Origin of the sequence: Leeuwenhoekiella sp. W20_SRS_FM14 (assembly GCF_052119605.1) — a bacterium.
GTDB lineage: Bacteria > Bacteroidota > Bacteroidia > Flavobacteriales > Flavobacteriaceae > Leeuwenhoekiella.
Genome location: NZ_JBGQOK010000004.1, coordinates 90,754 through 114,899, shown reverse-complemented (window position 1 = coordinate 114,899; position 24,146 = coordinate 90,754). Strand labels below are relative to the sequence as shown.

23 protein-coding genes are annotated in these 24,146 nt (G+C 35.5%); 5 read left to right on the top strand and 18 right to left on the bottom strand.

Features of this window, described 5'->3' with window-relative positions:
- Window positions 1–6: 6 nt before the first annotated feature.
- On the bottom strand, window positions 7–723 hold the full coding sequence (locus ACEN25_RS08750; RefSeq protein WP_441802577.1) for an ABC transporter ATP-binding protein: 717 nt from the start codon (window positions 721–723) through the stop codon (window positions 7–9).
- Window positions 724–783: 60 nt separating this feature from the next.
- On the bottom strand, window positions 784–2,253 hold the full coding sequence (locus ACEN25_RS08745; protein ID WP_441802576.1) for a DUF5687 family protein: 1,470 nt from the start codon (window positions 2,251–2,253) through the stop codon (window positions 784–786).
- Between the two features lie 105 nt (window positions 2,254–2,358).
- On the opposite strand from ACEN25_RS08745, the gene ACEN25_RS08740 reads away from it, so the two are divergent.
- Window positions 2,359–3,411 carry a 2Fe-2S iron-sulfur cluster-binding protein gene (locus tag ACEN25_RS08740; protein WP_441802575.1) on the top strand — a complete coding sequence of 351 codons (1,053 nt, stop codon included), beginning with the start codon at window positions 2,359–2,361 and terminating at the stop codon, window positions 3,409–3,411.
- 84 nt (window positions 3,412–3,495) lie between these two features.
- Here the strand turns inward: ACEN25_RS08740 and ACEN25_RS08735 are convergent, their stop codons facing one another.
- From ACEN25_RS08735 to ACEN25_RS08710, 6 genes are read right to left on the bottom strand one after another with little or no spacing between them, the layout of a single operon-like run.
- Window positions 3,496–4,440, bottom strand: coding sequence for an NAD(P)H-dependent flavin oxidoreductase (locus ACEN25_RS08735; protein ID WP_441802574.1), 945 nt, complete (start codon window positions 4,438–4,440; stop codon window positions 3,496–3,498).
- Window positions 4,441–4,446: 6 nt separating this feature from the next.
- Complete coding sequence (locus ACEN25_RS08730) at window positions 4,447–5,484, bottom strand: glycosyltransferase family 9 protein (protein ID WP_441802573.1); 1,038 nt, start codon at window positions 5,482–5,484, stop codon at window positions 4,447–4,449.
- Window positions 5,485–6,102, bottom strand: a complete 618-nt coding sequence (locus ACEN25_RS08725) for a DUF4254 domain-containing protein (protein ID WP_441802572.1) — start codon at window positions 6,100–6,102, stop codon at window positions 5,485–5,487. It lies immediately after the preceding gene.
- Between the two features lie 6 nt (window positions 6,103–6,108).
- Entirely contained in the window at window positions 6,109–7,104 is a 996-nt protein-coding gene (locus ACEN25_RS08720; RefSeq protein ID WP_441802571.1) for a DNA adenine methylase, read from the bottom strand.
- The gene (locus ACEN25_RS08715) at window positions 7,101–7,745 is read right to left on the bottom strand and encodes a hypothetical protein (RefSeq protein WP_441802570.1); all 645 of its coding nucleotides are present in this window, start codon (window positions 7,743–7,745) and stop codon (window positions 7,101–7,103) included. The genes ACEN25_RS08720 and ACEN25_RS08715 overlap by 4 nt, the downstream gene beginning before the upstream one ends.
- Window positions 7,733–8,665, bottom strand: a complete 933-nt coding sequence (locus tag ACEN25_RS08710) for a DUF6427 family protein (protein ID WP_028377115.1) — start codon at window positions 8,663–8,665, stop codon at window positions 7,733–7,735. Before ACEN25_RS08710 ends, ACEN25_RS08715 begins: the two co-directional genes overlap by 13 nt.
- 81 nt (window positions 8,666–8,746) lie before the next feature.
- Between ACEN25_RS08710 and ACEN25_RS08705 the strand changes: the two genes are divergently transcribed.
- Window positions 8,747–8,962 (top strand): DUF6341 family protein, encoded by a 216-nt coding sequence (locus ACEN25_RS08705; protein ID WP_028377114.1) that lies wholly within the window; start codon window positions 8,747–8,749, stop codon window positions 8,960–8,962.
- 60 nt (window positions 8,963–9,022) lie between these two features.
- Here ACEN25_RS08705 and purD read toward each other — a convergent pair whose 3' ends face one another.
- Window positions 9,023–10,294 carry a phosphoribosylamine--glycine ligase gene (gene purD, locus ACEN25_RS08700; protein ID WP_441802569.1) on the bottom strand — a complete coding sequence of 424 codons (1,272 nt, stop codon included), beginning with the start codon at window positions 10,292–10,294 and terminating at the stop codon, window positions 9,023–9,025.
- Between the two features lie 70 nt (window positions 10,295–10,364).
- On the opposite strand from purD, the gene ACEN25_RS08695 reads away from it, so the two are divergent.
- Entirely contained in the window at window positions 10,365–11,666 is a 1,302-nt protein-coding gene (locus tag ACEN25_RS08695; protein ID WP_441802568.1) for a phenylacetate--CoA ligase family protein, read from the top strand.
- 1 nt (window position 11,667) lies between these two features.
- On the opposite strand, the gene ACEN25_RS08690 is transcribed toward ACEN25_RS08695, so the two are convergent.
- Complete coding sequence (locus tag ACEN25_RS08690; RefSeq protein ID WP_441802567.1) at window positions 11,668–12,435, bottom strand: glycosyltransferase family 2 protein; 768 nt, start codon at window positions 12,433–12,435, stop codon at window positions 11,668–11,670.
- Window positions 12,413–13,693 carry an exopolysaccharide biosynthesis polyprenyl glycosylphosphotransferase gene (locus ACEN25_RS08685; RefSeq protein WP_441802755.1) on the bottom strand — a complete coding sequence of 427 codons (1,281 nt, stop codon included), beginning with the start codon at window positions 13,691–13,693 and terminating at the stop codon, window positions 12,413–12,415. Before ACEN25_RS08685 ends, ACEN25_RS08690 begins: the two co-directional genes overlap by 23 nt.
- A gap of 274 nt (window positions 13,694–13,967) precedes the next feature.
- On the opposite strand from ACEN25_RS08685, the gene ACEN25_RS08680 reads away from it, so the two are divergent.
- Window positions 13,968–15,068 carry a glycosyltransferase gene (locus tag ACEN25_RS08680; RefSeq protein ID WP_441802566.1) on the top strand — a complete coding sequence of 367 codons (1,101 nt, stop codon included), beginning with the start codon at window positions 13,968–13,970 and terminating at the stop codon, window positions 15,066–15,068.
- On the opposite strand, the gene ACEN25_RS08675 is transcribed toward ACEN25_RS08680, so the two are convergent.
- From ACEN25_RS08675 to ACEN25_RS08645, 7 genes are all read right to left on the bottom strand, one after another.
- On the bottom strand, window positions 15,025–16,308 hold the full coding sequence (locus tag ACEN25_RS08675; RefSeq protein ID WP_441802565.1) for an O-antigen ligase family protein: 1,284 nt from the start codon (window positions 16,306–16,308) through the stop codon (window positions 15,025–15,027). The two genes, ACEN25_RS08680 and ACEN25_RS08675, sit on opposite strands and share 44 nt — an antisense overlap.
- Window positions 16,277–17,347 carry a hypothetical protein gene (locus ACEN25_RS08670; RefSeq protein WP_441802564.1) on the bottom strand — a complete coding sequence of 357 codons (1,071 nt, stop codon included), beginning with the start codon at window positions 17,345–17,347 and terminating at the stop codon, window positions 16,277–16,279. The genes ACEN25_RS08675 and ACEN25_RS08670 overlap by 32 nt, the downstream gene beginning before the upstream one ends.
- Before the next feature lie 2 nt (window positions 17,348–17,349).
- Window positions 17,350–18,660: an MATE family efflux transporter gene (locus tag ACEN25_RS08665; RefSeq protein ID WP_441802563.1), complete on the bottom strand. Its 1,311-nt coding sequence runs from the start codon at window positions 18,658–18,660 to the stop codon at window positions 17,350–17,352.
- Between the two features lie 83 nt (window positions 18,661–18,743).
- On the bottom strand, window positions 18,744–19,700 hold the full coding sequence (locus ACEN25_RS08660; RefSeq protein ID WP_441802562.1) for a hypothetical protein: 957 nt from the start codon (window positions 19,698–19,700) through the stop codon (window positions 18,744–18,746).
- Window positions 19,700–21,391, bottom strand: coding sequence for a DUF6909 family protein (locus tag ACEN25_RS08655; protein WP_441802561.1), 1,692 nt, complete (start codon window positions 21,389–21,391; stop codon window positions 19,700–19,702). Before ACEN25_RS08655 ends, ACEN25_RS08660 begins: the two co-directional genes overlap by 1 nt.
- A gap of 18 nt (window positions 21,392–21,409) precedes the next feature.
- Window positions 21,410–22,903, bottom strand: a complete 1,494-nt coding sequence (locus ACEN25_RS08650) for a GH3 auxin-responsive promoter family protein (RefSeq protein ID WP_441802560.1) — start codon at window positions 22,901–22,903, stop codon at window positions 21,410–21,412.
- On the bottom strand, window positions 22,903–23,769 hold the full coding sequence (locus ACEN25_RS08645) for a M23 family metallopeptidase (RefSeq protein WP_441802559.1): 867 nt from the start codon (window positions 23,767–23,769) through the stop codon (window positions 22,903–22,905). Before ACEN25_RS08645 ends, ACEN25_RS08650 begins: the two co-directional genes overlap by 1 nt.
- A 119-nt stretch (window positions 23,770–23,888) precedes the next feature.
- On the opposite strand from ACEN25_RS08645, the gene tatA reads away from it, so the two are divergent.
- Window positions 23,889–24,095, top strand: coding sequence for a twin-arginine translocase TatA/TatE family subunit (tatA, locus tag ACEN25_RS08640; protein ID WP_028377101.1), 207 nt, complete (start codon window positions 23,889–23,891; stop codon window positions 24,093–24,095).
- Window positions 24,096–24,146: the final 51 nt, after the last annotated feature.

Below are 24,146 nucleotides of genomic sequence, written 5' to 3'. Positions count from 1 at the left end.
TGTTATTTACAACTCCACCCCTAAATTCTCCTTACTAAAATAGGCTTCCAATTCCTTAAGCGTTGCTTCAGAGGTTTTGATATCTTTAACCACACTTCCTTTTTCAAGAACAACAATACGCTCGCAAACTTCGGTTACGTGAATGAGGTCGTGACTAGAGACTAAAACGGTGATATCTGTATCTGCAGCCAGTTTTTTAATAATACCTTTCAGTCTAAATTGTGTAGTAGGGTCAAGGTTAGCAAAAGGTTCATCGAGGATGATTACATCTGGCGAACCTATCAAAGTTGCAACGATGCCTACTTTCTTTTGATTACCTTTAGAAAGATCGCGCAGATACTTGCGCTTGTTAAGGATCTCATCATTAAAAAAGTCGGCAAAACCAGCGAGTAATGCATCTACATCTGCTTTGTTTTGTCCACGCAATTCCCCAATAAAGTAGAAATATTCTTCCGCAGTTAAATAGCCTATTAGAAAACTTTCATCAATAAATGAAGCCGTGTGTGATTTCCAGGCTTCGCTTTCATTTACTTTACTTTCTCCATTTTGAATGTAGCCGGTAGTAGGTTGTATCAAATCAAGTAATGCGCTAAACAAGGTCGTTTTGCCGGCTCCGTTATTACCCACCAGGCCAAAAGCCTCTCCTTTAGGAATGCTGAGTTCGTCAATTTTTAATACGGTTACCCCGTTGTACGTTTTTGATAAATCGTGAATATGTATCATAATTCTAAAATTTCTTAGTTACTATAACATCACTCCCTTTGAGAGTAATTAAAAAAGATCTTAGTTTTTCTGCTTGTAAGCCGCTATGGTCTTGTATTTTTCGGCTTTATAAACCTCTTCTATTTTTCTAAACATATAATCTCTAAAAGCAAAACCGGCAAGACCGGCAAGTGCCACTAAAGCATAGCCAAAAACAGGTCCCAGTGTAAAATGACCTAGTGCATACAGCGCTATGGGAAGCAATAATTTTGGCATCGTAATTAATAATGTTTTTACGTTAAAAGACGAACTATCACCAAATGCTTTTTTAGTACTCGTTAAATCTATAGGCGTTTTTATATAAGCGCCTCCCAGTAAAACTACGTGACCGTTTACTCCCATATTAAAAATACCGCCCACGAGTATTGCTGCATACGCTTCCCAACCAAAATAGAGATAAAAAGCACCCAGTACAGTAGAAATTGCTGTAGCAATAACCACTAACATCCATTTTGACTTTAAATATTCCTGGTATTTTATATTCTGCGTCATCATTAAGGGATAATACGAACTATCCCAACTTGGTACAAACTGACCAAAACTGAACATAAACCCGCCGGAAACAAAAATTCCCGCAAAAATCTTCATAAAAGGGTTGTCATAACTCTCGATACCGCCAGAGAAAAACAACAGACCGTAGAACAGGAAAACAACACTCATAATTATCGTCATACGTGAGCGCTTGTTTCGCTTAATAAGTTTAATATCATTTTTAAGAAAAACTGCTGTTTTACCAAAACGGTCTAACCAGTCCAAATTTTCGGTAGAAGCTGCCTGTGCTTTTGTTGCCAAACCAGCATCTAGATATAAACGTTTTAGAAAATAATTATGGGCAAACCTATATAAGAGAAATGCCGAAAGTAGCGGGATAATAAATAACCACAAATACTCAAATAAACCTTGAAAAAAGATGCCGGTATAAGCAGTTATATCAAAAATCTCATAATACTGAAGCGCGCCAAAAGCAGCAATTACAGTTCCTAAACCCACAACGAGTGCAAGCGCATCATTGAGAAATACATTGATAAAATTATTTAAGTAAATCATCCCTAAAATTCCCAAATGCCAGGTAATCACGTGTAGCGGATCATACCCCTGTACCACTAAAACAATGCTAAAAGGAATAAAGAAAAATGCGTGAATTATATTAAAAAAGGAAAGCATGGTTTTACCCATCGCAAAATCTACAATCTTTGCCTTTTTAAAGGGAAGCAACAGCAGCGGTTTAATATTTACCACCGGCATTTTTTGTAGGAAATACTTGATCATGAGATCTACTACCACATAGTAAATCATAAAGCTATTGAGTGTTTCTAAAGGTTCAAAACCTGCCTTTTCTAATCCGAAATAAGCTCCTACACCCGCAAGTGTAAAGATCCCAATAAAATAAAGCGCACCCAACGCCATAAATATTTTCAGAATAATATTAGTCTGGAACGCTGCTGATCTAAAAAAGCTTTTCCATTCTAGATTTATAAAGTGTTTAATCATCACTATTCATTTTTTGGCTAGTAGTCATACCATTAGTGTGAAAATTATAAAAATGTTACGCCTCATAACCAACATGCTTTGTATTTTTGCCAAAATTTTTAAGCAATGAGCGATTTTCACGCACTTACTATACAAGATATTACTCGCGAAACAGCCCAGGCTGTTAGCATCACATTTGGAGTTCCAGATGCTTTAAAAAACGATTTTAGATTCAAAGCCGGGCAATATGTTACTTTAAAAACCAAAATTGACGGTAAAGAAGTACGCAGAGCCTACTCTTTGTGCTCTACACCACAAAGCGGTCTTCTTAAAATAGCTGTTAAAGAAGTTGAAGGCGGTACTTTTTCTGTACTTGCAAATAATAAATTAACCGTAGGCGAATCTCTAGAAGTACACCCTCCTGAAGGTAAATTTTTTGTTGAGCCTAACGGCGAAAACAGTAAAGACTATGCTGCTTTTGCTGCAGGAAGCGGAATCACCCCGGTGCTTTCTATCATTAAAACAGTTTTAGAAGAAGAGCCTAAAAGTAGATTTGTATTGCTTTATGGAAACAGGACTGTTGAAGAAACTATTTTTCACAAAGAGTTATTAGAATTACAGCTTCAATACCCGGAGCGTCTATTTATAGAATTTGTATACAGTCGCAAGCAAGAGACAGATTCCCACTTTGGCCGTATCGAAAAAGCTACCGTAAACTTTGTGCTGAAAAATAAGTTCAAATCTCATAATTTTGATCAGTACTTTTTATGTGGTCCTGAAGAAATGATTAAGGGAGTTAGTGCTGTTTTAGCTGAGAACAGTATTCCTGAAGACAAAATTAAGTTTGAATTATTTACAAGCTCCAGTGACGGTGAAGAGATTGCTGAAGCTCTAGACGGCATCACCCAACTTAAAATCGTAGTTGATGATGAAGAGTTTGAACTTACTATAAACCAGGACAAAGTAGTTCTTGACGCCGCATTAGAAAACGACATTGATGTACCTTACTCCTGTCAAGGAGGTATTTGCAGTAGTTGTATCGCACGAGTAACCGAGGGTACAGCTGTAATGCGTAAAAACCAGATTCTTACAGATGGTGAAGTGGCAGAAGGATTAATCTTAACCTGCCAGGCATTAGCTACTTCAGCAAACTTAACGGTAGATTACGATGATTTATAGATTCTAGATCTCTTAGAATAACTAAAAAGCCTCAAAGATTTTAAAATCTTTGAGGCTTTTTAGTTGATGATTAATTTTGAAAAATTAAATAAACCGCTTAATAATCTTCTTTAACGGTTCAATTGCTTTTGTATGCTCTATGGTTGGCCCAGCAACCCAGACAGTTTTATAGGTTGCCCCTGCAGCAGCTTTTGTCACCATATTCGTTCCTTTTAAGAAACGTAACATTTTTACATATTTCTTAAGCCATTTATTTTTATTGAGTAGACTCTCAATCCACGATTGCTCTGTACCTATTTCCTGCACGTAAGGCGTATTGATCACCGTACACGGCGTTCCGCTTATCTTTTGAGTCACGACTATATCTTTCTTGCCGTACATTACACAGGCCTCTTTATATTCATTAGAAACCCCGGCCTCTTCCGAAGCTATAAATGGGCTACCAATACTTACTCCTACTGCACCATAACTCAGTTTCTCATCGAGCTCTGCCTTATTACCCACGCCTCCTGCAGAAATTACAGGTATTTTTAATGCAGCATCTAACTCCTCTATTAATTGCTTAGGTGAAATGCTTCCTCTATGGCCGCCAGCTTCATTGTTTACCGCAATTACCGCGTCACAACCTAGACTTTCAACTTTTAAGGCCTGCTCAAGATTTACCACATCACAAAAAACGAGAATTCCTTTTTTATGAGATTCTTCTATAACCTGTTTTGGGTTACCCAAAGAAGTTATTATAAAATCAACACCCATCTCACAGCAAACTGCCAATTGATCTGGAAACTTAAGATTTGATTTGTTTACGATAAGATTAAAGCCAAAAGCGCCATTTTCTGTTTTTGAAGCTTTTAATTGTGTAATTGCTTCTCGTAATTCGGGTAGGGTACGGTAATTTAATGCCGGTATACAGCCTGCTATACCCGCTTGCATCGCTGCTGTTACCATCGCAACATTTGAGACTAAAAACATAGGAGCGATAATGATAGGGTGCTCAATAGCAAGCAACTGCTTTAGCGTTTTTTTCATAAGATTTTAGTCTAAAAGTGTATAAATGCGTTCTAAAACGTCACCTGGTAAAATGCTGTGCATGGCTTTATCGTATCCCTGAGGAACTTTATTACCATACACCGAGGTGGGTATTGCAGGAAATTGTTCCCGATCTGCGAGTAATTGATTTTCGGGCATTTGCCCGTAGGGAGCAAAACCTAAATGAGGATGGGTTACCCCCCAGATTGTGAGTGTAGGAACTCCAAAAAGTGCTGCTAAATGCCCATTACCGCTATCCATTGCAAGCATCGCATCTAAATGAGAGATTAGCGCCAATTCTTCAGCAAAGGTAAAACGACCGGCTATACTTACGTGGTTTTTATATTTTAATGCAAACGAATTTAGAAGCTGTTCTTCTTCTTTTCCACTGCCAAAAAGAATGATTTTATAAGGCTTTGTACTTAATTCAGACAAAACCTCATCAAGCAATTCTAAGGGATATTTTTTACCATCATGCGCAGCAAACGGTGCGATACCCAGCCATTTAAGAGGTTTGTTGCCTAATAAATCACGTATTTCTGGGTTTAAATTTTGTTTCGGTAAGAATTCAGAACCGTTTAGAACAACAGGATATCCTATTTTTTTGAAAACAGAAGCATAGCGCTCATGAGTCGTCTCAAGTGGCTCAAAATTTTTATTTGTAGGGCGCGTTAAGGCTTTTTTAGCTGTTCTGCCTTTATCTATCTGAGCTATATGATTTCCGCGGAAGCGAAAAAAAGATTTTAGCACGTTAGAACGTATGACGTTATGCAAATCTGCAATAGCTGTAAATCGTTCGGGATTGAGGTTTTTATAGAGCTTATACAGGCCTAAAGCTCCTTTATATGTATTCTTAACGTCTGCTTCAAAAAAATGAACTCGTTCTAAAGGCTTAAAAATGGGAGCAAAAAAAGGCTTTGACACCACTGTAATTTCCAGATTAGGATATGAGCGTGTCAAAGCGATTAGTACGGGAACCGTCATCGCCACATCACCCATCGCCGAGAAGCGGATGCATAATATATGTGGCGATTTAGTAGCCACTTAAATTGCTTTATTCTGATTACGCAATACCGGATTTAGCTCATCGTCGTTATACATTTTCATCTGTTTATAGACTTTCATGTATTTATCACCATTGCGAATATCTATGATAAGAGTATCTATTGCTGCACATAAATCTACACGTTGCTCTAATAAAATATCAAGCTTTTTCTGGCAGGCCGCTCTATGTTCGTCAGAAGCATCTTCGCGATTTGCTTCCTCTTCCATATGATAAATCTTAAGCGTAAGTATAGACAAGCGATCTATCGCCCACGCGGGACTTTCGGTATTAATGGTAGCACTGTCATTAGGCTCAATATCTTTATACTCTTTTAAAAAATAGCTGTCAATATATTCAACCATGTCTGTACGCTCCTGATTTGAAGAGTCTATTTGACGCTTTAGCTTTAAAGCAGCTACAGGATCTATTTGGGGGTCGCGTATGATATCTTCATAATGCCATTGTACGGTATCAATCCAGGCTTTACGATATAATAAATGCTCTAAAAAATCTACTTCTGTATCAAACGGATTTTTAAAAGGCTGATCAACATTGTTTTCTACGTGATAATCATCAACAGCGCGCTCAAATATGCGCTTTGCGGTATGTGTAATCATGTTATTTTATTTTTCTAATATGTGTAAATATTCGGTTGTTGTGGTTGCTTTATGATTACGGCTTTCTGTTTTATCTGCTTTAAAACGCTGGTATTCTTTAGTTACTAAATCATACCTTCCGTAGCGTTGCATAATAGATTTTACAGTCGCTGCAGGCATAAGACCCTCATTATTGTAACTTAAAAAAAGCGTTTTAAAGTTTGCCGATGCAATAAGGTTTTCAAATGTTTGAGCAACCTCAACCTTACTGCAAAATGCACTTTTTGAATAGGCGCGCAAACCTGTTTTTCCTTTAGGTACAAAGGTATCTTTTTTTGCAATAGTATTTAGCAAATGATAATTTGCACCATACTGCCTGGCGTTATAAGGCGGGTCTAAATACAGAATATCACCTTCAATCTTTTTAATTAAAGCGTTACTATCTTCATTAAAAACATCGTGATTTCCTGAAGTAATTTGAAATTCTGCCGGTTGCATCACCAGCGGTTTTTGAGCAGATTTTTTAATTTTTTTTAAATAAGCCCCGTAAACGGAAGCGGTATTCGCAACTTTATCTGCACTCTCCAGCAAGCTTGCCAGAAGGAAATAATAGAGGTCTTCTTCAATTTCTTTTTGAACATACCAGATTTCAATCTGATTTCTAATAGCATCAATTTTTTTACCGTTTTCTGCTGAAAAATAAAGACGGTTTGCTGCTCCAGAGGCACTATAGGTTTCAAAAATAAAACCTTTCTTAGGTTCTAAGGTATTTAAGCGGTTGATGTATTCTTCAGAATTTAAAGCCGTGTTGTTGCCTATGTAATTTCGGTTTAAAATATAACTGTAATATTCAAGATCATTTGCAATAACCCCTTTAACCAGAGGTTTAAACGTTCTGCCTACACTACCCGTCCCGGCAAAGAGATCGCAAAAAGTATGAGTCGACAAATCTTCTCCACAAACCGCTTTAATATTTGTGAGTAACCAGTCTGAAAGTTTATGTTTTGAGCCTATATAATTCATCGAATAGCCCAGATTATATCTGAGTAAGCAGGTTTAGTTTCGGTAATATGTGGTCTTTTTAAATTATCAGGATCAAAAGATGCAACATAATCTTCGATATGTGTTTTTAGCCAGCTTATTTCGGCTTTCAACTTATAATGATCCCCGTTTGTACTGTAAACAATAAGAAACAATCTGTTTTCTATATGGTAGCGTCTGCCGGTGCTTTGATTAAGATATAGCCACTTTATAAGTCTTTCCTGATGGGATTTTGCATAGTCTAAATTTCTACCAAAACCCTTTGGAAACTTAGACGTTTTTAAATCAAATTTGATGCCCTGTATACTAAAATCTACGAGCCTGTCTTTTTTGTTTTTTGCAGCATCTACACCCTCTAATTCAATAAATAATTGCTCTACAGCACAGGCGCTCCAGAAATTATACCAGCGGTTAACTGCATAATAAAAAAAGTGCTTTTTATTTAAATTATGGGTTTCTACGCTTTCTTTAATGCGTTCTAAAAGAACTTCAAACTCTTGAATCGTATAAATAAAATTACTGTATGTATCCCAGGTATTATTTTGCTTTCTAAACCAAATATCCCTGTAAGGCCAACGTTTTTTGAGCTCTTGCTCAAGTTTTACTAAATCTAACTGTGCCAAAACAATAAAAATATAGGAATGAGTAATGCAAGCCACAACAGCATTTCTTTAAACCAAAAACTCTTATGGTTTTCAATATAAGTAGCGCTAATAATTGCTAACGGGCCAAAGATAAAATACAATTCACTGCCATCACGTAAAGGCGCCAGAAAGAGAATAATTAACAGGGCTATCGCAGAACTAATAAGTATTATAAAGTAAGAAGATTTTAATTTTTGACGCGCATCAGAAATTTGAGATACGTAATAAATTCCACACCATAAATACAATGCTAAAAAGAAAGATGCCGGGAGCAACAACTTAATTGAGCTATATGCTGTAAAATCTAATGTGGGTAATTGCACATAATTTAAAGCAAATGCTAAAGCCCCATCTGTATACATTCCATAGGTTAATGCAATAATTAGAACTGCAAAAATGCCTGTAAAAGGAATTAACCAGTTTCTATAGTCAAGACGGCCGTAAAACAAGATTGCAAAATACAGCACTATTAAAAACAAGAAACTCCAGAAGAAAAATAAGGAAGCAATGGTAATCCAAAACGCAGCGTCAAATAATTTTTTATTAAAATCATTAGGCGATTTTAAGCTTATGATACGTCTTAAAGCAAGAAGTACAAATGCTCCCGAAAGTATGATGTTTGTATTAAAAAAAGTGGCAGGTACCGCAAATGTAAAGCATACAAAAAGGTAAACAATATAGGTGTTGCGCCTGCTAAGCGTATTGCGTTTAACCACAAAATTAAGAACACCCAAAGAAAATAAATAAACCAATAATATGAAAAATTGGTTTAGTATTGAGTAAGCAGTTAACCCGTTTGAATCTGACAACACATAGAAACTCGAAAAATAAAGAATCACTGCAATTACAATAATTGCAAAATTTATAGGTTTTGAAACGCTAAAAAAGCTTGTAAGCATCCTAGTTTTTTATATTTTTGCACCGCACAATAAGACATTGAACGTGCGACTTCGCTAATAACGATGTAAAAGTATACAATTATGGAATTGAAAGATTTATTTTACGGTATTCAAGATTTTTTTGTGAATGTTGCTTTAGCACCGTTAGATGCAATACGTGAGTTACAAGATAGCAGCTGGATTGCTGCAAATTTACTCAATTTTGTATTTATACTAATTGCTGCAACTGCATTTACTTATTGGACATTACAACTAAAAAAGTTTGATAAAGACGAGCATCACAATCTAAATAAATAAGCTCCTTTAATTATAGATTAAATAAAAAGCCTGCTACGAGCAGGCTTTTTGTTTGCTATACTAGAGATCAAAACCAATATCTGTTCTATAATTCATTTTATCAAATGAGATTTTCTTTATATTCTCATAAGAATTATCTAAGGCTTTTCTAAAATCCTCATGAAGCGAAGTTATTGCCATAACACGACCTCCTGCGGTAATGATTTCCCCATCTTTTAGTGATGTCCCCGCGTGAAATACAAGAGCATCTTCAATGGTTTCAGAACCTGTTAATTTCATCCCTTTTTTATAAGCCTCGGGATAACCGCCGCTAACAAGCATAACCGTTGCGGCAAACCTGGAATCTAAATCAAGCTCAACCTCATCTAGTTTCTGAGCCGCAACTTTTTCAAACATTGTGACCAGATCATTCTTAATACGTGGTAAAACAACCTCAGTTTCAGGATCGCCCATACGCACATTGTATTCAATTACTTTAGGCTCATCACCTACTTTAATTAAACCTATAAAAATAAATCCTTTGTACTCGATATCTTCTGTAGCTAGACCTGCAACCGTAGGTTTTACAATGCGGTGTTCTATCTTCTCCATTAGAGCAGCGTCTGCAAAAGGGACCGGTGATACAGCGCCCATTCCTCCTGTGTTTAACCCTTTATCTCCTTCACCTATGCGTTTGTAGTCTTTTGCAGTAGGTAAAGTGATGTAATTTTTACCATCTGTAAGTACAAAAACACTCAACTCTATACCGTCAAGAAATTCTTCGATAACTACTGTTTCACTTGCCGCACCAAACTTCTTATTGGTAAGCATGTCTTCTAATTCGGCTTTGGCTTCTTCAATATTCTGTAGAATTACAACTCCTTTTCCGGCAGCAAGGCCATCTGCTTTTAGCACATAGGGCGGCTTCAATTCTTCTAAAAATGACTTCCCGGCATCAAGACTTTCAACTGTAAAACTTTTATAAGCTGCTGTAGGAATGTTGTACATAGCCATAAATTCTTTAGCGCGTTCTTTACTTCCTTCTAATAAAGCTCCTCGCTTTGAGGGCCCTATGACAGCTATTTTTTCTAATGCTTTGTCATTTTTAAAAAAGTCATAAACCCCATTAACAAGCGGATCTTCTGGTCCCACGACAACCATTTCTATCTGTTCTGCTAAAACAAGTTTTTTAACAGCTTCAAAATCATTTACATTAAGGTCAACATTTGTCGCCAATTTTGCAGTTCCTGCATTTCCCGGGGCAACAAATAAGCGATCACATTTGGGACTTTGAGCAATTTTATAGGCGAAAGTATGTTCACGACCACCAGAACCTAGAATTAAAATATTCATCGTAGTTACTTGTAATTAGATTAAGCGTCAAAAATAAATGTTTGTAAATTGACCTACTAATTTTAGTCTTGTGAATTTAACAAACCTCAGTTTACGTTTTAATGGTTTTGATATCGCTTCCGCGAAAAGAAAACTTGAGGCTTTAAAACGCGAAGTTGCTACAGATAGTGCACAGTATTATATAAAAAGAAGATCTCAAATTTTAGAATTCCATTTAAAAAACAACTCCTTTTATAGAAACCTCGTAGCCGGAAACCCTACAGGCTGGGATTCGCTACCGGTATTAACAAAAGCAGATTTACAAAAACCCTTAGAAGAGCGTTTGTCTGAAGGTTTTTCTAAAAGAAATTCTCACGTACACAAGACCTCAGGATCTTCAGGAAATCCCTTTATTTTTGCAAAAGACAAATACTGCCACGCACTCACTTGGGCGTCTATTCAAAATCTATACTTACTTGCAGGAGTTAACCTCAACACCTCCTATGAGGCTCGGTTTTATGGTATTCCGCAAGGCGGAATGCCCTTTTATAAAGAGCGTTTAAAAGATGTTCTGAGCAACAGATATCGCTTTTCAATATTTGACGCTTCAGATCAAAATTTTGAGAAATTTATCAATAGGTTTAAGCATGTAAAATTTGGGCATTTAAATGGCTATACCAGCACTTTAGTGTTATTTGCGCACTATTTACGTTCTAAAAATCTCATTTTAAAACAAATTTGTCCCAGTTTAACACATTGTATTGTAACTGCAGAAATCCTACTCAAAGATGACAAATTACTTCTCGAACAGCAATTTGGCGTTCCTGTATTGAATGAATACGGCTCGTCTGAAACAGGAGTAATCGCCTTCGGAAAAGCAGAAAATCCTTTAAAAATTGATACTGCATTGCTCTATGTAGAGATTTTAGACGACCAAAATAAACCTGTTCCTAATGGTACGAGCGGTAAAATTGTGATCACTTCCCTGTTTAACAAGGCACATCCATTTATTCGGTATCAGATTGGAGATCTAGGCGTAATTAATCGAGATGAAGACAATAACACGATTCTTACCCATTTGGACGGAAGAATAGGAGATTTTGCCATTTTACCTAATGGAAAGAAAGTTCCTGCGCTGGCTTTTTATTATGTTACTAAGACCGTAATTGAAGATAGTGGCAACGTAAAAGAGTTTATCATAAACCAGAATAAGCCTAATAAATTCACCATAAAGTATGTAGCAGATATAGCTTTTAAAGAATTTCAACTTGCTAAAATTGAAAAAGCGCTAAAGACATATCTAAATCAGGAAATTGAATTTGATATTGTAAGGCAACCCTTTTTAGACCGAAGTAATCGAGGCAAATTGAGACAGTTTAAAAGAGATTTTTAAACTAAGACCTGTACTTTTTGTAGCCAAAATACGCCCAACATATCATATAATAAACCGATTTAATAAAAGAGATATTTTCTACTTTTCGATAGAAATCCCACTGGTGTTTTAGTAGATTTTTTTTATTCCGCGAAAGCGAATTCTCTCTAATTCTATATAGAGCCAAAGGCTTTTTAATACCAAAAGCATACTCTGTTTTTTTAAGGTACTGTAGCCACAATCCCATATCCTGACGCTTTTTAATGAGCGGCATATAGAGTTTTCCCAGCTTTTCTATATCTATAATGGCTGTAGAACAAATGATTGAATTACTCTTTAACACATCTGAATAAGATACTTTTTCAGGAACAATAAATGGGGATAAAATCGGTTTTAAATTCTCATCTACACGCAATGCTGAAGTAAATACGAAAGCTTTATTTCTGGCAATACAAGATTCTAAAAATAATGGGAGCCACACATCATCTGCATCTAAAAAAGCAAGGTATTTCCCTTTTGCATTTTCTATACCGAGGTTGCGTGCGTAAGCCGGTCCCCGGTTGTGATTATGTTTAAAATATTTTATCCGTGAGTCGAGCGTTTGGCACTCTTTTATAATTCGTTCTGTATGATCTGTAGAAGCATCGTTAATGAGTAACAACTCCCAGTCTGTTACCGTTTGATTTTGAACAGAGTTAATGGTGTCGAGAATATACTTTTGAGAATTAAAGCAGGGAGTAACTATAGAAACTAAGGGGTTTGCCTTTTTAATAGGCCTTATTGTCGCCATAAATCACTTTAATAAACGTTTTAGCGATAATACGTAGATCCATTAAAATAGACCAGTTTTCAACATAAAATATATCAAAACGCACTCTGTTTTTTATATCGCGCTTGGTTTCTATCTCTCCGCGGTAACCACTTACCTGAGCTAGGCCTGTAATACCGGGTTTTACCAGATGTCTAAGCATAAATTTATCTACCTGTGTTGCAAATGAATGCGTATGTGCAACCATATGCGGCCGCGGCCCCACCACAGACATGTCTCCCATTAAAACATTGTAAAATTGAGGCAACTCATCTAAACTTGTTTTACGTAAAAACCTACCTACTTTAGTTGTTCTAACATCGGTTTTACTTGCTTGGGTGGCATCTGCAGTCCCATTTACTTTCATAGATCTAAACTTAAAGCAGTAAAACTCATTACCACCTATCCCGTTACGTTTTTGTTTAAAGAATATAGGTCCTTTAGAATCACAAATAATGATAATTGCTATTAAAGGGGTTAACCATGATAATATACCTATAACCACAAATAGACTTACCGTAAGGTCAAGCAGGCGCTTTAAAAACAGATTAACAGGCGTATCTATAGGTAACGTACGAAGAGACAAAATGGGTGTTATGCCATAATACTGAAACTCCATTTTCTTTGTGAAAATTTTCTTGTTATCTGGTAAGAATTTTAAACTGATTAAATTATTGTCTGCAAAATGAATTAACGCTCTTATTTCTTTATTCTTAAGCTCTGCTATAGAGCAAAAAACCTGACTAATATTATTATTAAGAATGTACTCTTTTACAGAATCTATAGTTACATCAGGATCGAGTAAGTTGAAGTTTGCTATTAGTTGAAATCCGTATGCGGGATTATAATTAAAAAAGTTCTTTAATCGCTCTGTTTTAGGGTTGCATCCTATGATAATTACCCGTAACGTATCGCTACCCAGTTGTTGTCTAAATTTTTTTCGTACGTTAAAAATAGTAACTTTTAGGATGGCAATTATTCCCATACTCAAGCAGGCATATTCTAAAACTGCCCTTATAGAAATATTGATTTCGCTAAAAATTCCGAAGAAAGTAAAAGAGCAAAAAATTAAAAGGAAAAATTGTTTTCCAATAAGGGAAAGTATACGTACCAGTGGTGTAAATCTATAAACACTATAAAACCCGAAACTATACGTTGTTATCAACCAGCTAAAAAATGTATAAACCGAAAATAATAAATAGCTGTGCGAAGAGAAATCAAATAATTTCGCGAAACCAATTAAAATTAGAATATCTATACTTGCAATTAATGGTTGAAGTAGGTAATTATGTTTAGTGTCGTTTACAATCATAAAAAAACTAACGCTAACGAGGTTGTCAAAACTTGATAAAGTTAGTTAAAAGTAAATGAATGAAAACCAATAATACTCCTGTAAAATTGAATAATAACAAGTTATTAATGGTTAAAATTATACATGTGCTAATTTATTGTGTTTTCGTCAAGAAAAGTCTTTGCTATAAAATTGAAAAAAGTAGGTTTGAGGGCCCGTTTTTATGAATAAATTAAAGGTAGTTCATATCGTAGAGGCTTTAGGAGGTGGTGTTTATACCTATTTTATAAATCTAACCCATGTACTTGCTGCACATTCTAATATAGATCTCACCATAATCTACAGTGACAAAAGACAGGAAATAGACCCAAACAAAGTCGCTGAAGATTTTCACCCCAATACAACTCTGGTTAAAATACCCATGTTGAGAGAAATCTCTCCCAGGTATGATTTTATAGCCTTTAAACAATTACGATACGCATTAAAAAAGCTCAAACCCGATGTATTACATCTGCACTCTTCTAAGGCAGGAATTTTAGGAAGACTCGCATTTCTGGCCACTTATCGATTTAATACAAAACTCTATTATACACCACATGGGTATTCCTTTTTAAGAAAAGACATAAGCTCCTTTAAACGTTTTGTGTTTCTTACCATTGAGTTTTTAAGTCAGAAATTAACCGGAGGAACTATTATCGCCTGTGGGGATACAGAATTACATTATTCAAAAAAAATAGGTCCCTCGCTATTGGTTCGTAACGGAATAAATTTTGATTCTGCACCACAACAATTGCCACAAAGGTCTATTACCGTTAATAAAATAGGTATTCTTGGAAGAATCACCTATGCCCGAAACCCATCACTTTTTAACGATATTGCTTTACAAAATCCTAACCTCAATTTTATTTGGATTGGTGATGGTGAATTAAGAGCTCTCTTAACAGCTCCTAATATTGAAATTACAGGTTGGTTTAAAGATAGGTCTGAAGGTTTATGTGTTTTAGAGACTATAGATGTGTATTTGCAAACCTCTCTTTGGGAAGGTTTACCTATTGCACTTCTTGAAGCTGCTGCGCGTAAGCTACCCATAATTGCCACGGCGATTATTGGTAATAAAGACATCATCGCAAATGGAAAAAATGGTTTTCTTTTTAAAGATGCTTCTGAATTTTCTAATACTATAGCAAAACTAACAACCGCTCAAGATCGCGATCGTATAGGCAAAGCTAATTTTGAACGCTGTAAGCTACTATTTGATAGTTCGCGTAATTTTGCAAAGCTTATTTCAATTTATTTTGAGGATCATCCAAAGCATGTTTTGTGAATATACTTAGCCAAAGCGCGCTAAACACAATCCCATCAAAACGAATTAAAAAGTCATCTACAAAATTTGATGTAGCAAAAAGTATAAAGAAAAAAACACACAGTAGTTGCTTTGAAGTAAAGCCTATATAGGCGAATAATCCCACATAGATAAAGGCGATTAAAGCTCCTAAAACACCAAATTTTATCCAGAAATCTAGATATTGATTGTGTACCGGAAACTCATATTTAAACAGAAAATTTTGATGTGTTTCTTTAAAGTACTTAATAAGTTCTTTTTTGCCATCTGCAGCACCTACTCCTAAAACAGGATTTCTGGCCCCTAATTCTAAGCCTGATTTCCAGATACTCAGACGTGTTACTAAACCATTAAACGCCGTCTTTTCTGGGTTTTCAAGATCATCTAATTTTCCTACTTTATGAAGATTATTAAACGTGACACTTGTAAATTTTTCAATAGAATACGGGAACACTTTTACAAAGGCAATCGCAAGGGTAATAAATAATGCTAATCCCAAGACCAGTTTCTTATTTGCTTTAAATTCAGTAACACTTATTTTCTTATAAAACGTGATCAGCAAAATTCCTATAAAAGCATTTACAATAGCTAAACGGGTGTTTACATAGAATAGGATAATAATAGATGCCATAAAGATAATTACACGCCAGATTTGATACTTTTTTGAAACTTTGGTAAATCCTTCTTTTAAAAAATAAAAGTTAATCACAACGACAAAGGCTACATGTAAGTTAAGTGCGGGGGCATGCATATTTATTGAACTTGCAAACCTATACCCCATTTCCCAAAGGTCAACTCCGTTAAGATATTTTACCCATAATTCTGGAGAAATTACGGCAAACCGAATTAGACAAAAACTCAGGATTAAAGTGGTCAAAATAGCGTAGCAACGCACAATCAACGCTGAATTGAATCTGTGATTTTGAGTTAAAATAAAAAAAGGTAAAAGAAGCATACTTATGCGCTTTTCGGCATGTTTTAATCCTTCTTGCAAAAGCTCATTATTCCATAGAAAAATAAGGTCTAATAAAAATGGTGATGCTATTAAACCTATTAAAAGCAACCTCTTTTTGGTAAACTTGAGGTGTTTGTAAAAAAATAGGTTGTAGGCTACAAAAAGAATTAAAAGTAGGGTGGCTGGCAGTCTAAAAATGAGTGAAACCGCTAAAATAATAAGCCAGATATTGTAATTAAACCGGTATGTTCTTTCTGAAACAATCATAATACAAGGCAAAGTAAATTAGTGGCAATATCCCAATTTTATGTTTAACAGCAGAACCCAGATCGGGTTCAAAGACTCCCTGAACAATGAAGTAGGCAAAAACGAGGTAGAACGCCCAGATCTCATATTTATACCGGTTTCTATATCGAAGACAGTTTTTATATAAATAAAGCAGATATAGCATTAAAACAGTCTGCCATAAAACAAAAGCCAGTATCTGCGGTTTTAAAATATGTTTAAAGCCATTTAAAGGTACATTTACCGACACAAAACCATAAAAAACGCCCACTACCTCACCATACCAATTTTCTGTACTCACGGGCGATATAATTACTGAATTTGTAGCTTCTTCACCGGCACGTACTTCATTGAGTTCTTCGCGCGTACTTTGCGATAAATATTCTCCCTTCACAAAACCATAAGAGAGCGATAGGAAGATAACCAGAAGTAATCCTGAGAAAATACCCGCAAAAACCTTTCGTTTAAAGTTGACCAGGCTTGTACTATAAATCACTAATGCCACAACTGGAATTAAAATAAAATACGACCTAAACCAAATTCCAAATAAAATAATACCACAAAAAATAAGTAAGACCGTCGTAATTAATCTAAATCTTTTATTCTTCAGTAAAAAAGGAATAAAAGCAATAAAGAGAAAGGTGATAAACTCTTTTGAGGGCATTGATATAAAAAAGGCTAATAGCAATAAACAGACGTACACTAAAACGTTGCGAAGAGTGAAATTTGCAAACCTTGCAGGAATTCCTATGCGGTACAACACAACTAGTAACACAGGTAATTGAATTAATGCGACAACAGGAAATGGCATACGCCCCAGGCCAGTAGCTTCATAAAAAAGCATCGTAACAGGATAGCTTCGGAAAAATCCTTTCTCATTATAAAAATCTTCTGAAATAATAACGGCATCAAAAAAAAAGCGATCTGGCAGAATCCAATAAGAAATGATGCCAAGAGAAACTACACAAATGCTTAGAAGCAAATAAACAAAAGTTGATTTATGTAGTTTTTTACGCTGCATAATTAATGAATGAAGAGCACTATTTTGTCTTTTTTATAGACAATTAATATTGCACAAATATTCCATAAAACAACACTAAGAGCAGAAGCTATAGCCGCTCCTTTCATTCCCATTTTAGGAACCAATATATAATTAAGAAACACATTAAAAAGCACTGTAGCTATTAAAATGTATTGCAGCGTGACTTGTTTTTTAGTCATATTTAAATATACCGCTGTGATGCCGCAAAGAGTACTTAAAAAATGACCAATAATTAAAATTTGAAGCGACTCATTTGCTGCCGTGTACGATGCTCCAAACACATTGAGAATAAATTCTGAAAAACAAAATAAAACCACAGACAGTACCAGAGAAAAACCTGTTATAGCGCGTACACCATTTTTTAAAATTTGCTGCAGCTGCGTTTTATCGTTAACATACATATCTGCTATTTGAACCGCAAGAAAAGAGCTTATCGTACTTACAACTGTAGAAATTAGAAAAATAATTTTTACTGAGATTCCATAATATGCGAGTGTTTCAAAATCTGTATATATTTTAAGAAAAAGTACATCAACACTTATTAGCAAATAAAACCCCAGCGAACTCACAGCAATAGGTAGTGTTGATTTAAAAATTGTTTTAAAAGATACTTTAATGGGTACGCCTTTTTCGGTATTCAATTTTCGGTATATTTTAAAAATTTCTAAAGAAGAGATTAGGGCTAAAAGCACAAAACTTCCTAAGAATACCTCAACAACATAATTCTGATTTTTAAAAAATAGCAAGATTAAAAGACCTAACCCAAATGGAAGTTGTTTAAAAATACCGCGATATAATTCTGATTTTCCCTGAAGGGAGAAACCTCTGAAAAATTCGGTGTTTAAAAGTGTAATCGCATAAAAAAATAAACAGAAACTAACCTTAATGAGCAAATAGCCAGACGTGCTGTCATTAAAAACAACCTCATAAGCAGACTGCGGCACTAGGAGTGCTATAAACAAAATTAGTAACGATGCAACAAGCAGCATCTTTACCATTTTTAGATAAATACCAAATAATGCTCTAACCTGATCTTTTTTAGCAAATCTTCCCGAAAAAAATAAAATAGATTGATCTGTACCTAAAAGTACAAACCCGCCAATTAGAAATAATGAGGAGCGGGTAAACTCATAGGCTCCTACAGTTTTTGGATCATAATAATTAGTGAGAAAAAAGGTAATGCCAAACAGCAATAAAATACCGCAAATTCTTAGAAACATCACGCTAATAGCACCCTGCAAACTTGATGCTCGTTGAAGTTTATAAAATTGATTACTTAGTTTTTTAAACATAGGCTAAATGCAAAACACGTCTTATTTTTATTTCTGGTATTTTGAGCATTGCACAATTAGAAATAGACAATGATTTCAGAATGCTATAGGTCTGCTTTAAAACGCTTTTTAAACCTCAAGGTTGCGTGGTAAACTATGAAAAGAAGTATAAAGGCGAGCGGAAGTATAAACTTCAAATTGGTTTTCCAGGAATTTGTATTTAACCATTTTGAATACGAATGTACTTTGAAAACAGTCTTTAAATTTAAAAGCTGTTTTTTAATTTGAGCATTACGCCTTATCAATTCTAGTTTACTATTTAAAATCGAACTCAAATTTGAATCATCTGCAACAGCTATAACGGCAAGTGATTGGGTTCCGCTTTTTAAAGCCAGGTTTAAATTTACAAGTACACTATCTATTTGCTTTATCGTGTACTCGTTAGACTTCAATTCCTCTTTTAAATTCTGTGTTTCAGCCTTGAGTTTTGCCTGTAAATGCTCTTCCTTTTCGAGAAGACTCATAAACATTGCAGGATCTTCAAAATTTCCTGAAGCCGTTAATGTAATTCTATGCAGATTATAAACAGGTGTTAAAAGTGGTTTTTCAAAAAATGAAGATTCCGGAGTGTTGTTATCTAACAAATAAGCACTCAACTCATCATTAGATAATTGATTGTTTTCAAGCAAGTTTAGCACATCTTCAACGGGCTCAATAGTTACCTCAGCTAACCGTGTTTGCGGAAGAATAGTCTCAAATTCTGAAATTAAACTGGAGTCTGCACTTAAAATACCTCTGTTAAGTTGGTCAATTTTACTATATAAATACGTAGTACTTTCTACATTAGGACCTACAATAATTTCTGCAGTTTTTGACTGTTTAAAAAGTGTCGATATGCCGTAGCCCAGAGCAAAACCTAAGATGATTAGTCCAATTATAATTAGCGCATTTCTTAGCAGAAACCGCACAAAGCGATATAGATAAATAATTAGTTTTTTAAACTGCCTGCGAAGCCATTTAAAAGCGTCAAATAAATCTATATCCTGCGCGGTGTTTTCCATTAATCTTTAAAGATTTGCTCTAAGATTTGTTCGGTAATCAAGTAAGTAGGTTTTACTCCTGTTGTACCTAACCCTCCTGAAGCAAGCGTACTACCGGTTTCTAACGGATTATCTGATGCATAATAGGCATAACGCACTTTTACCTTATCACTTATGCTTCCGCGTAATTTAGCAGCCGCTTGTATCGCTTTTTGATAATGTGCCCCTTCCATCTCAAGCCCTATAACATTCCAAGTGCTTTCATAGAAAAAGCGTAGAATATCTCTATTTTGAAGTGAGGTACCTAATACTGAAATCATAGCTCCTTCAAAAACTGAAATCCCGTTACCCTCAAAGTGCTCTTTTTTGAGCTGATTATCAAACGGATAATTATCTGCAGTACCTTCAAAAAGATGGGCGCTAGGTATCATAATATCTCCTTTTCCGCCCTCAAGAATACCAGCTTTACCCATAATGGAAACTGACTTAACATCAAGATAGGTTAAGGTACCTTCCTTTTCATAAGGTTTTAAAAGCTCTTCCATCGTCTCATACGCCTGCTCACCAAACGCATAATCCATCACAATAATAACAGGCGCTTTGCCTTCTGGGTAGGAAGCTTTAGAACAAAAATTATTTTGATCAAGATCTAACTTTGCAGTATCAAATAGTTGAACATCTATATTCGTTCCACTTTGATCTGGCACTGAAATCATACCATTTTGAAGCGCTGTTTTTTCTACACGAGCTCTTAATTTACCGCTACCGGCATCACTTAAAGTCTCATAAATTTCTAGATTTTCCTTTTTTGCCATCTCTTTTGATAAAGCTACTGGCGCAAAAAGCGTGTTCATAACACTGTGCATGTTTGCACTTATAATGTGAATAGGCCTACTAAGAAGATCTCTGCTTTCTAATTCTTTTTTAATGGTATCTGCCCAGACTTCTCCGTGAATATGGTGTCCTAAACGCTCTCGTAAAACAGGTGAAAACGTCACGATACGTTTATCATGTTCTGAAATTTCTTCGATAGCCCGTTTACCTAGCCAATAGACCAAATTTAAAAAACGCTTCTCGTTTGTAGGTGCAGAAAATTTACCATAAATCACAGAAACTTCTTGAAAAGTTCTTCCTAAAATATTAGCCGTGTGTGTAAGTGCAATCTCACGCTCTTGCTGTGTTAATGGCTCTTCAGAAAGAACTGCTTTCTCAAGTTTGTTCCAGTCTCTGGTGGTATGCCCCTCTTCATTAATAACCACACGCTTCATTATTTTGTGTGATTCTACAAACAGAAAGGTTAAGTGCGTAAGAATATCATAAATTTCAGATCTACCACGCGTAATCTCAATATTCATCTGCTCCTCGTCTATACGGTAGCAATTACGACGTCTCTTAGGAGGAACGATAGGCTTAAAATGCGAATTTTTATAGCCTTCATCGCTTGTAAGGTTTATGTATCTGCACTCTTCTATTCCTTCGGGAAGACGGTCTATAACATAAAGTAAACCGTTAAGTTCTACTTTTTCTTCTGCAATGGTACCATATATTTCGGGGCGCAATATCAATAAAGCTTCTCGTAATGTATCTCCTGAAACACCCATAGGTTTATAAAAACCACGGTTAAAAAGGTGTCTCATTGTTATGTACATGCGCTCAATAGCTGCAGAGCTTTCCTGCGCACGTGTTCTGTTTTCTTGTTTTATTAAACTCATTAAATCAAATATACTTTTTTAAAAACCAAATTCATTTAGAGCATCTGCGATTTTACGATCATTAGCCAGTCTGGGAAGTTTGTTTTGACCTCCTAATTTGCCCTTAGATTTCATGTAGGTATTGAAACCTCCCTTAGGAACAACATTGATTTTTAATGTTTCTAATACTTTTCCTGTAATTAAATCTTTGTAATAACTATTTTGTTCTTGAAGTGCTAGATCAATTGCTTTAGCAAATGCCTTTACATCTTCAGGCTCCTTGTCAAACTCAATAAACCACTCGTGATAGGGTAAGCCCACTTCAGGATTTATTTGTGGCGCGACGGTAAATTCACTTACCTGAGCTTTAAATGAGGTTGCTGTGCTAGCTAAAGCTTCCTCAACCTCCTTTCCTATCACATGCTCCCCAAAGGCTGAAATAAAGTGCTTAATACGCCCTGAAACTATAACTCTATATGGTTTTGTAGATGTAAACATTACCGTATCTCCCACATTATAGCTCCAGAGACCTGCTGTTGTAGAAATTATCATCACATAATTTACGCCTGTTTTTACCTGACCTATAGTGAGTCTGTCGGGGTTTTCATCAAAAAATGACGTTGCCTCTATAAACTCATAAAAAATACCACTATCAAGTAATAGTAGCATTCCTTTCTCTTTTTGAGAATCCTGAAATGCAAAAAACCCTTCACTTGCAGGATACAGCTCAATACTGTCTACTCTTCTGCCTATTAAATTTTCAAACTTTTTACGATATGGCTCATAGTTTACACCACCATAAATAAACAAATTAAAGTTAGGAAACAGTTCTCCTACCTTCTTTCCGGTTTTTGCATTAAGTCGTTCAAAATACATTTGTACCCAAGACGGTATACCGCTTATAATACTCATGTCTTCTTTTATAGTCTCTTCAACAATAGCATCAACTTTTGTTTCCCAGTCGTCAATACAATTAGTTTCCCAGCTTGGCATTCTGTTTTTCTGAAGGTATCCGGGTACATAATGGGCGACAATACCTGATAATCTTCCGGTTTGAATACCGTTTTTCTCCTGAAGCTCAGGACTTCCCTGAAGAAAGATCATTTTTTTATCTACAAAACTTCGGTTTCCGGTCTCTGCTATATAATGTAAAATAGCATCTCTTGCCGCATTGGTATGCATAGGCATAGACTCTGCGGTAATTGGGATGTATTTCGCTCCTGAAGTAGTTCCAGATGTTTTTGCAAAATACTGTGGTTTACCGGGCCATAAAATATTAGGATTCCCGGCAACTACTTTATCTACATAAACTTTCAATTCTTCATAATCCCGCACCGGAACCTGCTTTGCATAGTCGCTGTAATTTTTAATACTTTCAAAATTATGATCCCTACCAAATTGAGTTTGAGAGGCCTTTTTAATTAAATATTTAAAAACCTTAAGTTGGGTAGCTTCTGGTTTAGCAGCCCATGCTTCGGTTTTTGAAACGATATGTTTTGCAAAAAGTTTTGCTCCAAAAGATTTTATAGACATTATTCGAATGCGATGTAATTAGTAGGATCTACGGGGTAACCATTATTCCAAAGTTCAAAATGTAAATGCGGACCAGTTGTGTATTCTCCTGTCGACCCGGCAATTGCAATAACTTCACCTGCTTTAACAAGATCTCCCTGATCTTTATTACGGGAAGCACAATGTTTATACACCGAAATCAAGTTATTTCCGTGATCGAGAATGAGAACATTTCCGGTTTCGGCTGTCCATTCAGAAAATATAACTGTAGCATCTGCCACGGCTTTTATGGGTTCGTTTTTAGGTACAACAACATCTACAGCATAATGCTTTCGATCTAAATTGTATTTTTCGGTAATGTTGCCTTTGACAGGTGGAAATAATGAAAAATTAACTTTTGTTGAAGCCGGTTCAAATAAATTATAGCGATCTTCATTAGCTACGCGCTCTCTTAAAATGCTATCTTCTTTAGAAATTTTAAAAGATAAACCTCCATTTTCACCAGGCTCTACAAGTAATAATGAGTCTTTATTAAAATTTACGCGATCGACATCGCCCGTAAGTACTTTTCTAATACTTGCGTAATATTGCTCATTTATAGCGAGTTGTCGCTTAAGAGAATCTGTCTCAAAAATTAATTCTGTAGCCTGTTTTTTGAGTCTTACAGAAGAATATCCCGGAATATATTCTCGTAACGGAGTATATGCGATTAGAAAGGTCGTTAACGCGATGAGTATAATGATCGAGAAGCCAACGACAATAAATACATTTAAACGGGTAAGCTTAAACGATACCCGTTCTTCAAAGGTGTCTTCGTTTAGAATTACCAGCCTGTATTTATGCAAAAGGCGTTTTCTAAACTTCTTTCTCTCTTTAGATTTAGCCATATATTTTTGTGCTTATGCAAATATAAAATTTAAAAGGCGTTTATCGCCTGCTAAAGTTTCTTAACGAAAGGTCTATTCTGATGAATTCTTTTTATATTTACGGTCTAAATTAGAATAATATGAATTTACTATCGATATTTTTAGGAATGGTTGGACCCTGGCAGATAGGTCTTATCGTCGTTGTGATACTTTTGCTTTTTGGAGGTAAAAAAATACCTGAAATGATGCGTGGTTTAGGAAGTGGTATTAAAGAATTTAAAGATGCTTCTAAAGATGATGACGCTCCTAGAAAATCTGACGAAACTATAGAAGAGAAGAAGTCTTAATTTTAGAAACTCTCTTTTATTAAAAAAGCCGCTTCAATTAATTGAAGCGGC

Excerpts from the sequence above, each read along its gene's own strand:
- ACEN25_RS08660 (WP_441802562.1), bottom strand. The coding sequence starts at position 19,700 with ATGGAAAACACCGCGCAGGATATAGATTTATTTGACGCTTTTAAATGG.
- ACEN25_RS08650 (WP_441802560.1), bottom strand. The coding sequence starts at position 22,903 with ATGTCTATAAAATCTTTTGGAGCAAAACTTTTTGCAAAACATATCGTT.
- ACEN25_RS08740 (WP_441802575.1), top strand. The coding sequence starts at position 2,359 with ATGAGCGATTTTCACGCACTTACTATACAAGATATTACTCGCGAAACA.
- ACEN25_RS08725 (WP_441802572.1), bottom strand. The coding sequence starts at position 6,102 with ATGATTACACATACCGCAAAGCGCATATTTGAGCGCGCTGTTGATGAT.
- ACEN25_RS08745 (WP_441802576.1), bottom strand. The coding sequence starts at position 2,253 with ATGATTAAACACTTTATAAATCTAGAATGGAAAAGCTTTTTTAGATCA.
- ACEN25_RS08645 (WP_441802559.1), bottom strand. The coding sequence starts at position 23,769 with ATGGCTAAATCTAAAGAGAGAAAGAAGTTTAGAAAACGCCTTTTGCAT.
- ACEN25_RS08675 (WP_441802565.1), bottom strand. The coding sequence starts at position 16,308 with ATGATTGTTTCAGAAAGAACATACCGGTTTAATTACAATATCTGGCTT.
- ACEN25_RS08690 (WP_441802567.1), bottom strand. The coding sequence starts at position 12,435 with ATGGCGACAATAAGGCCTATTAAAAAGGCAAACCCCTTAGTTTCTATA.
- ACEN25_RS08720 (WP_441802571.1), bottom strand. The coding sequence starts at position 7,104 with ATGAATTATATAGGCTCAAAACATAAACTTTCAGACTGGTTACTCACA.
- tatA (WP_028377101.1), top strand. The coding sequence starts at position 23,889 with ATGAATTTACTATCGATATTTTTAGGAATGGTTGGACCCTGGCAGATA.
- ACEN25_RS08655 (WP_441802561.1), bottom strand. The coding sequence starts at position 21,391 with ATGAGTTTAATAAAACAAGAAAACAGAACACGTGCGCAGGAAAGCTCT.
- ACEN25_RS08665 (WP_441802563.1), bottom strand. The coding sequence starts at position 18,660 with ATGTTTAAAAAACTAAGTAATCAATTTTATAAACTTCAACGAGCATCA.
- ACEN25_RS08670 (WP_441802564.1), bottom strand. The coding sequence starts at position 17,347 with ATGCAGCGTAAAAAACTACATAAATCAACTTTTGTTTATTTGCTTCTA.
- ACEN25_RS08735 (WP_441802574.1), bottom strand. The coding sequence starts at position 4,440 with ATGAAAAAAACGCTAAAGCAGTTGCTTGCTATTGAGCACCCTATCATT.
- ACEN25_RS08680 (WP_441802566.1), top strand. The coding sequence starts at position 13,968 with ATGAATAAATTAAAGGTAGTTCATATCGTAGAGGCTTTAGGAGGTGGT.
- purD (WP_441802569.1), bottom strand. The coding sequence starts at position 10,294 with ATGAATATTTTAATTCTAGGTTCTGGTGGTCGTGAACATACTTTCGCC.
- ACEN25_RS08710 (WP_028377115.1), bottom strand. The coding sequence starts at position 8,665 with ATGCTTACAAGCTTTTTTAGCGTTTCAAAACCTATAAATTTTGCAATT.
- ACEN25_RS08750 (WP_441802577.1), bottom strand. The coding sequence starts at position 723 with ATGATACATATTCACGATTTATCAAAAACGTACAACGGGGTAACCGTA.
- ACEN25_RS08705 (WP_028377114.1), top strand. The coding sequence starts at position 8,747 with ATGGAATTGAAAGATTTATTTTACGGTATTCAAGATTTTTTTGTGAAT.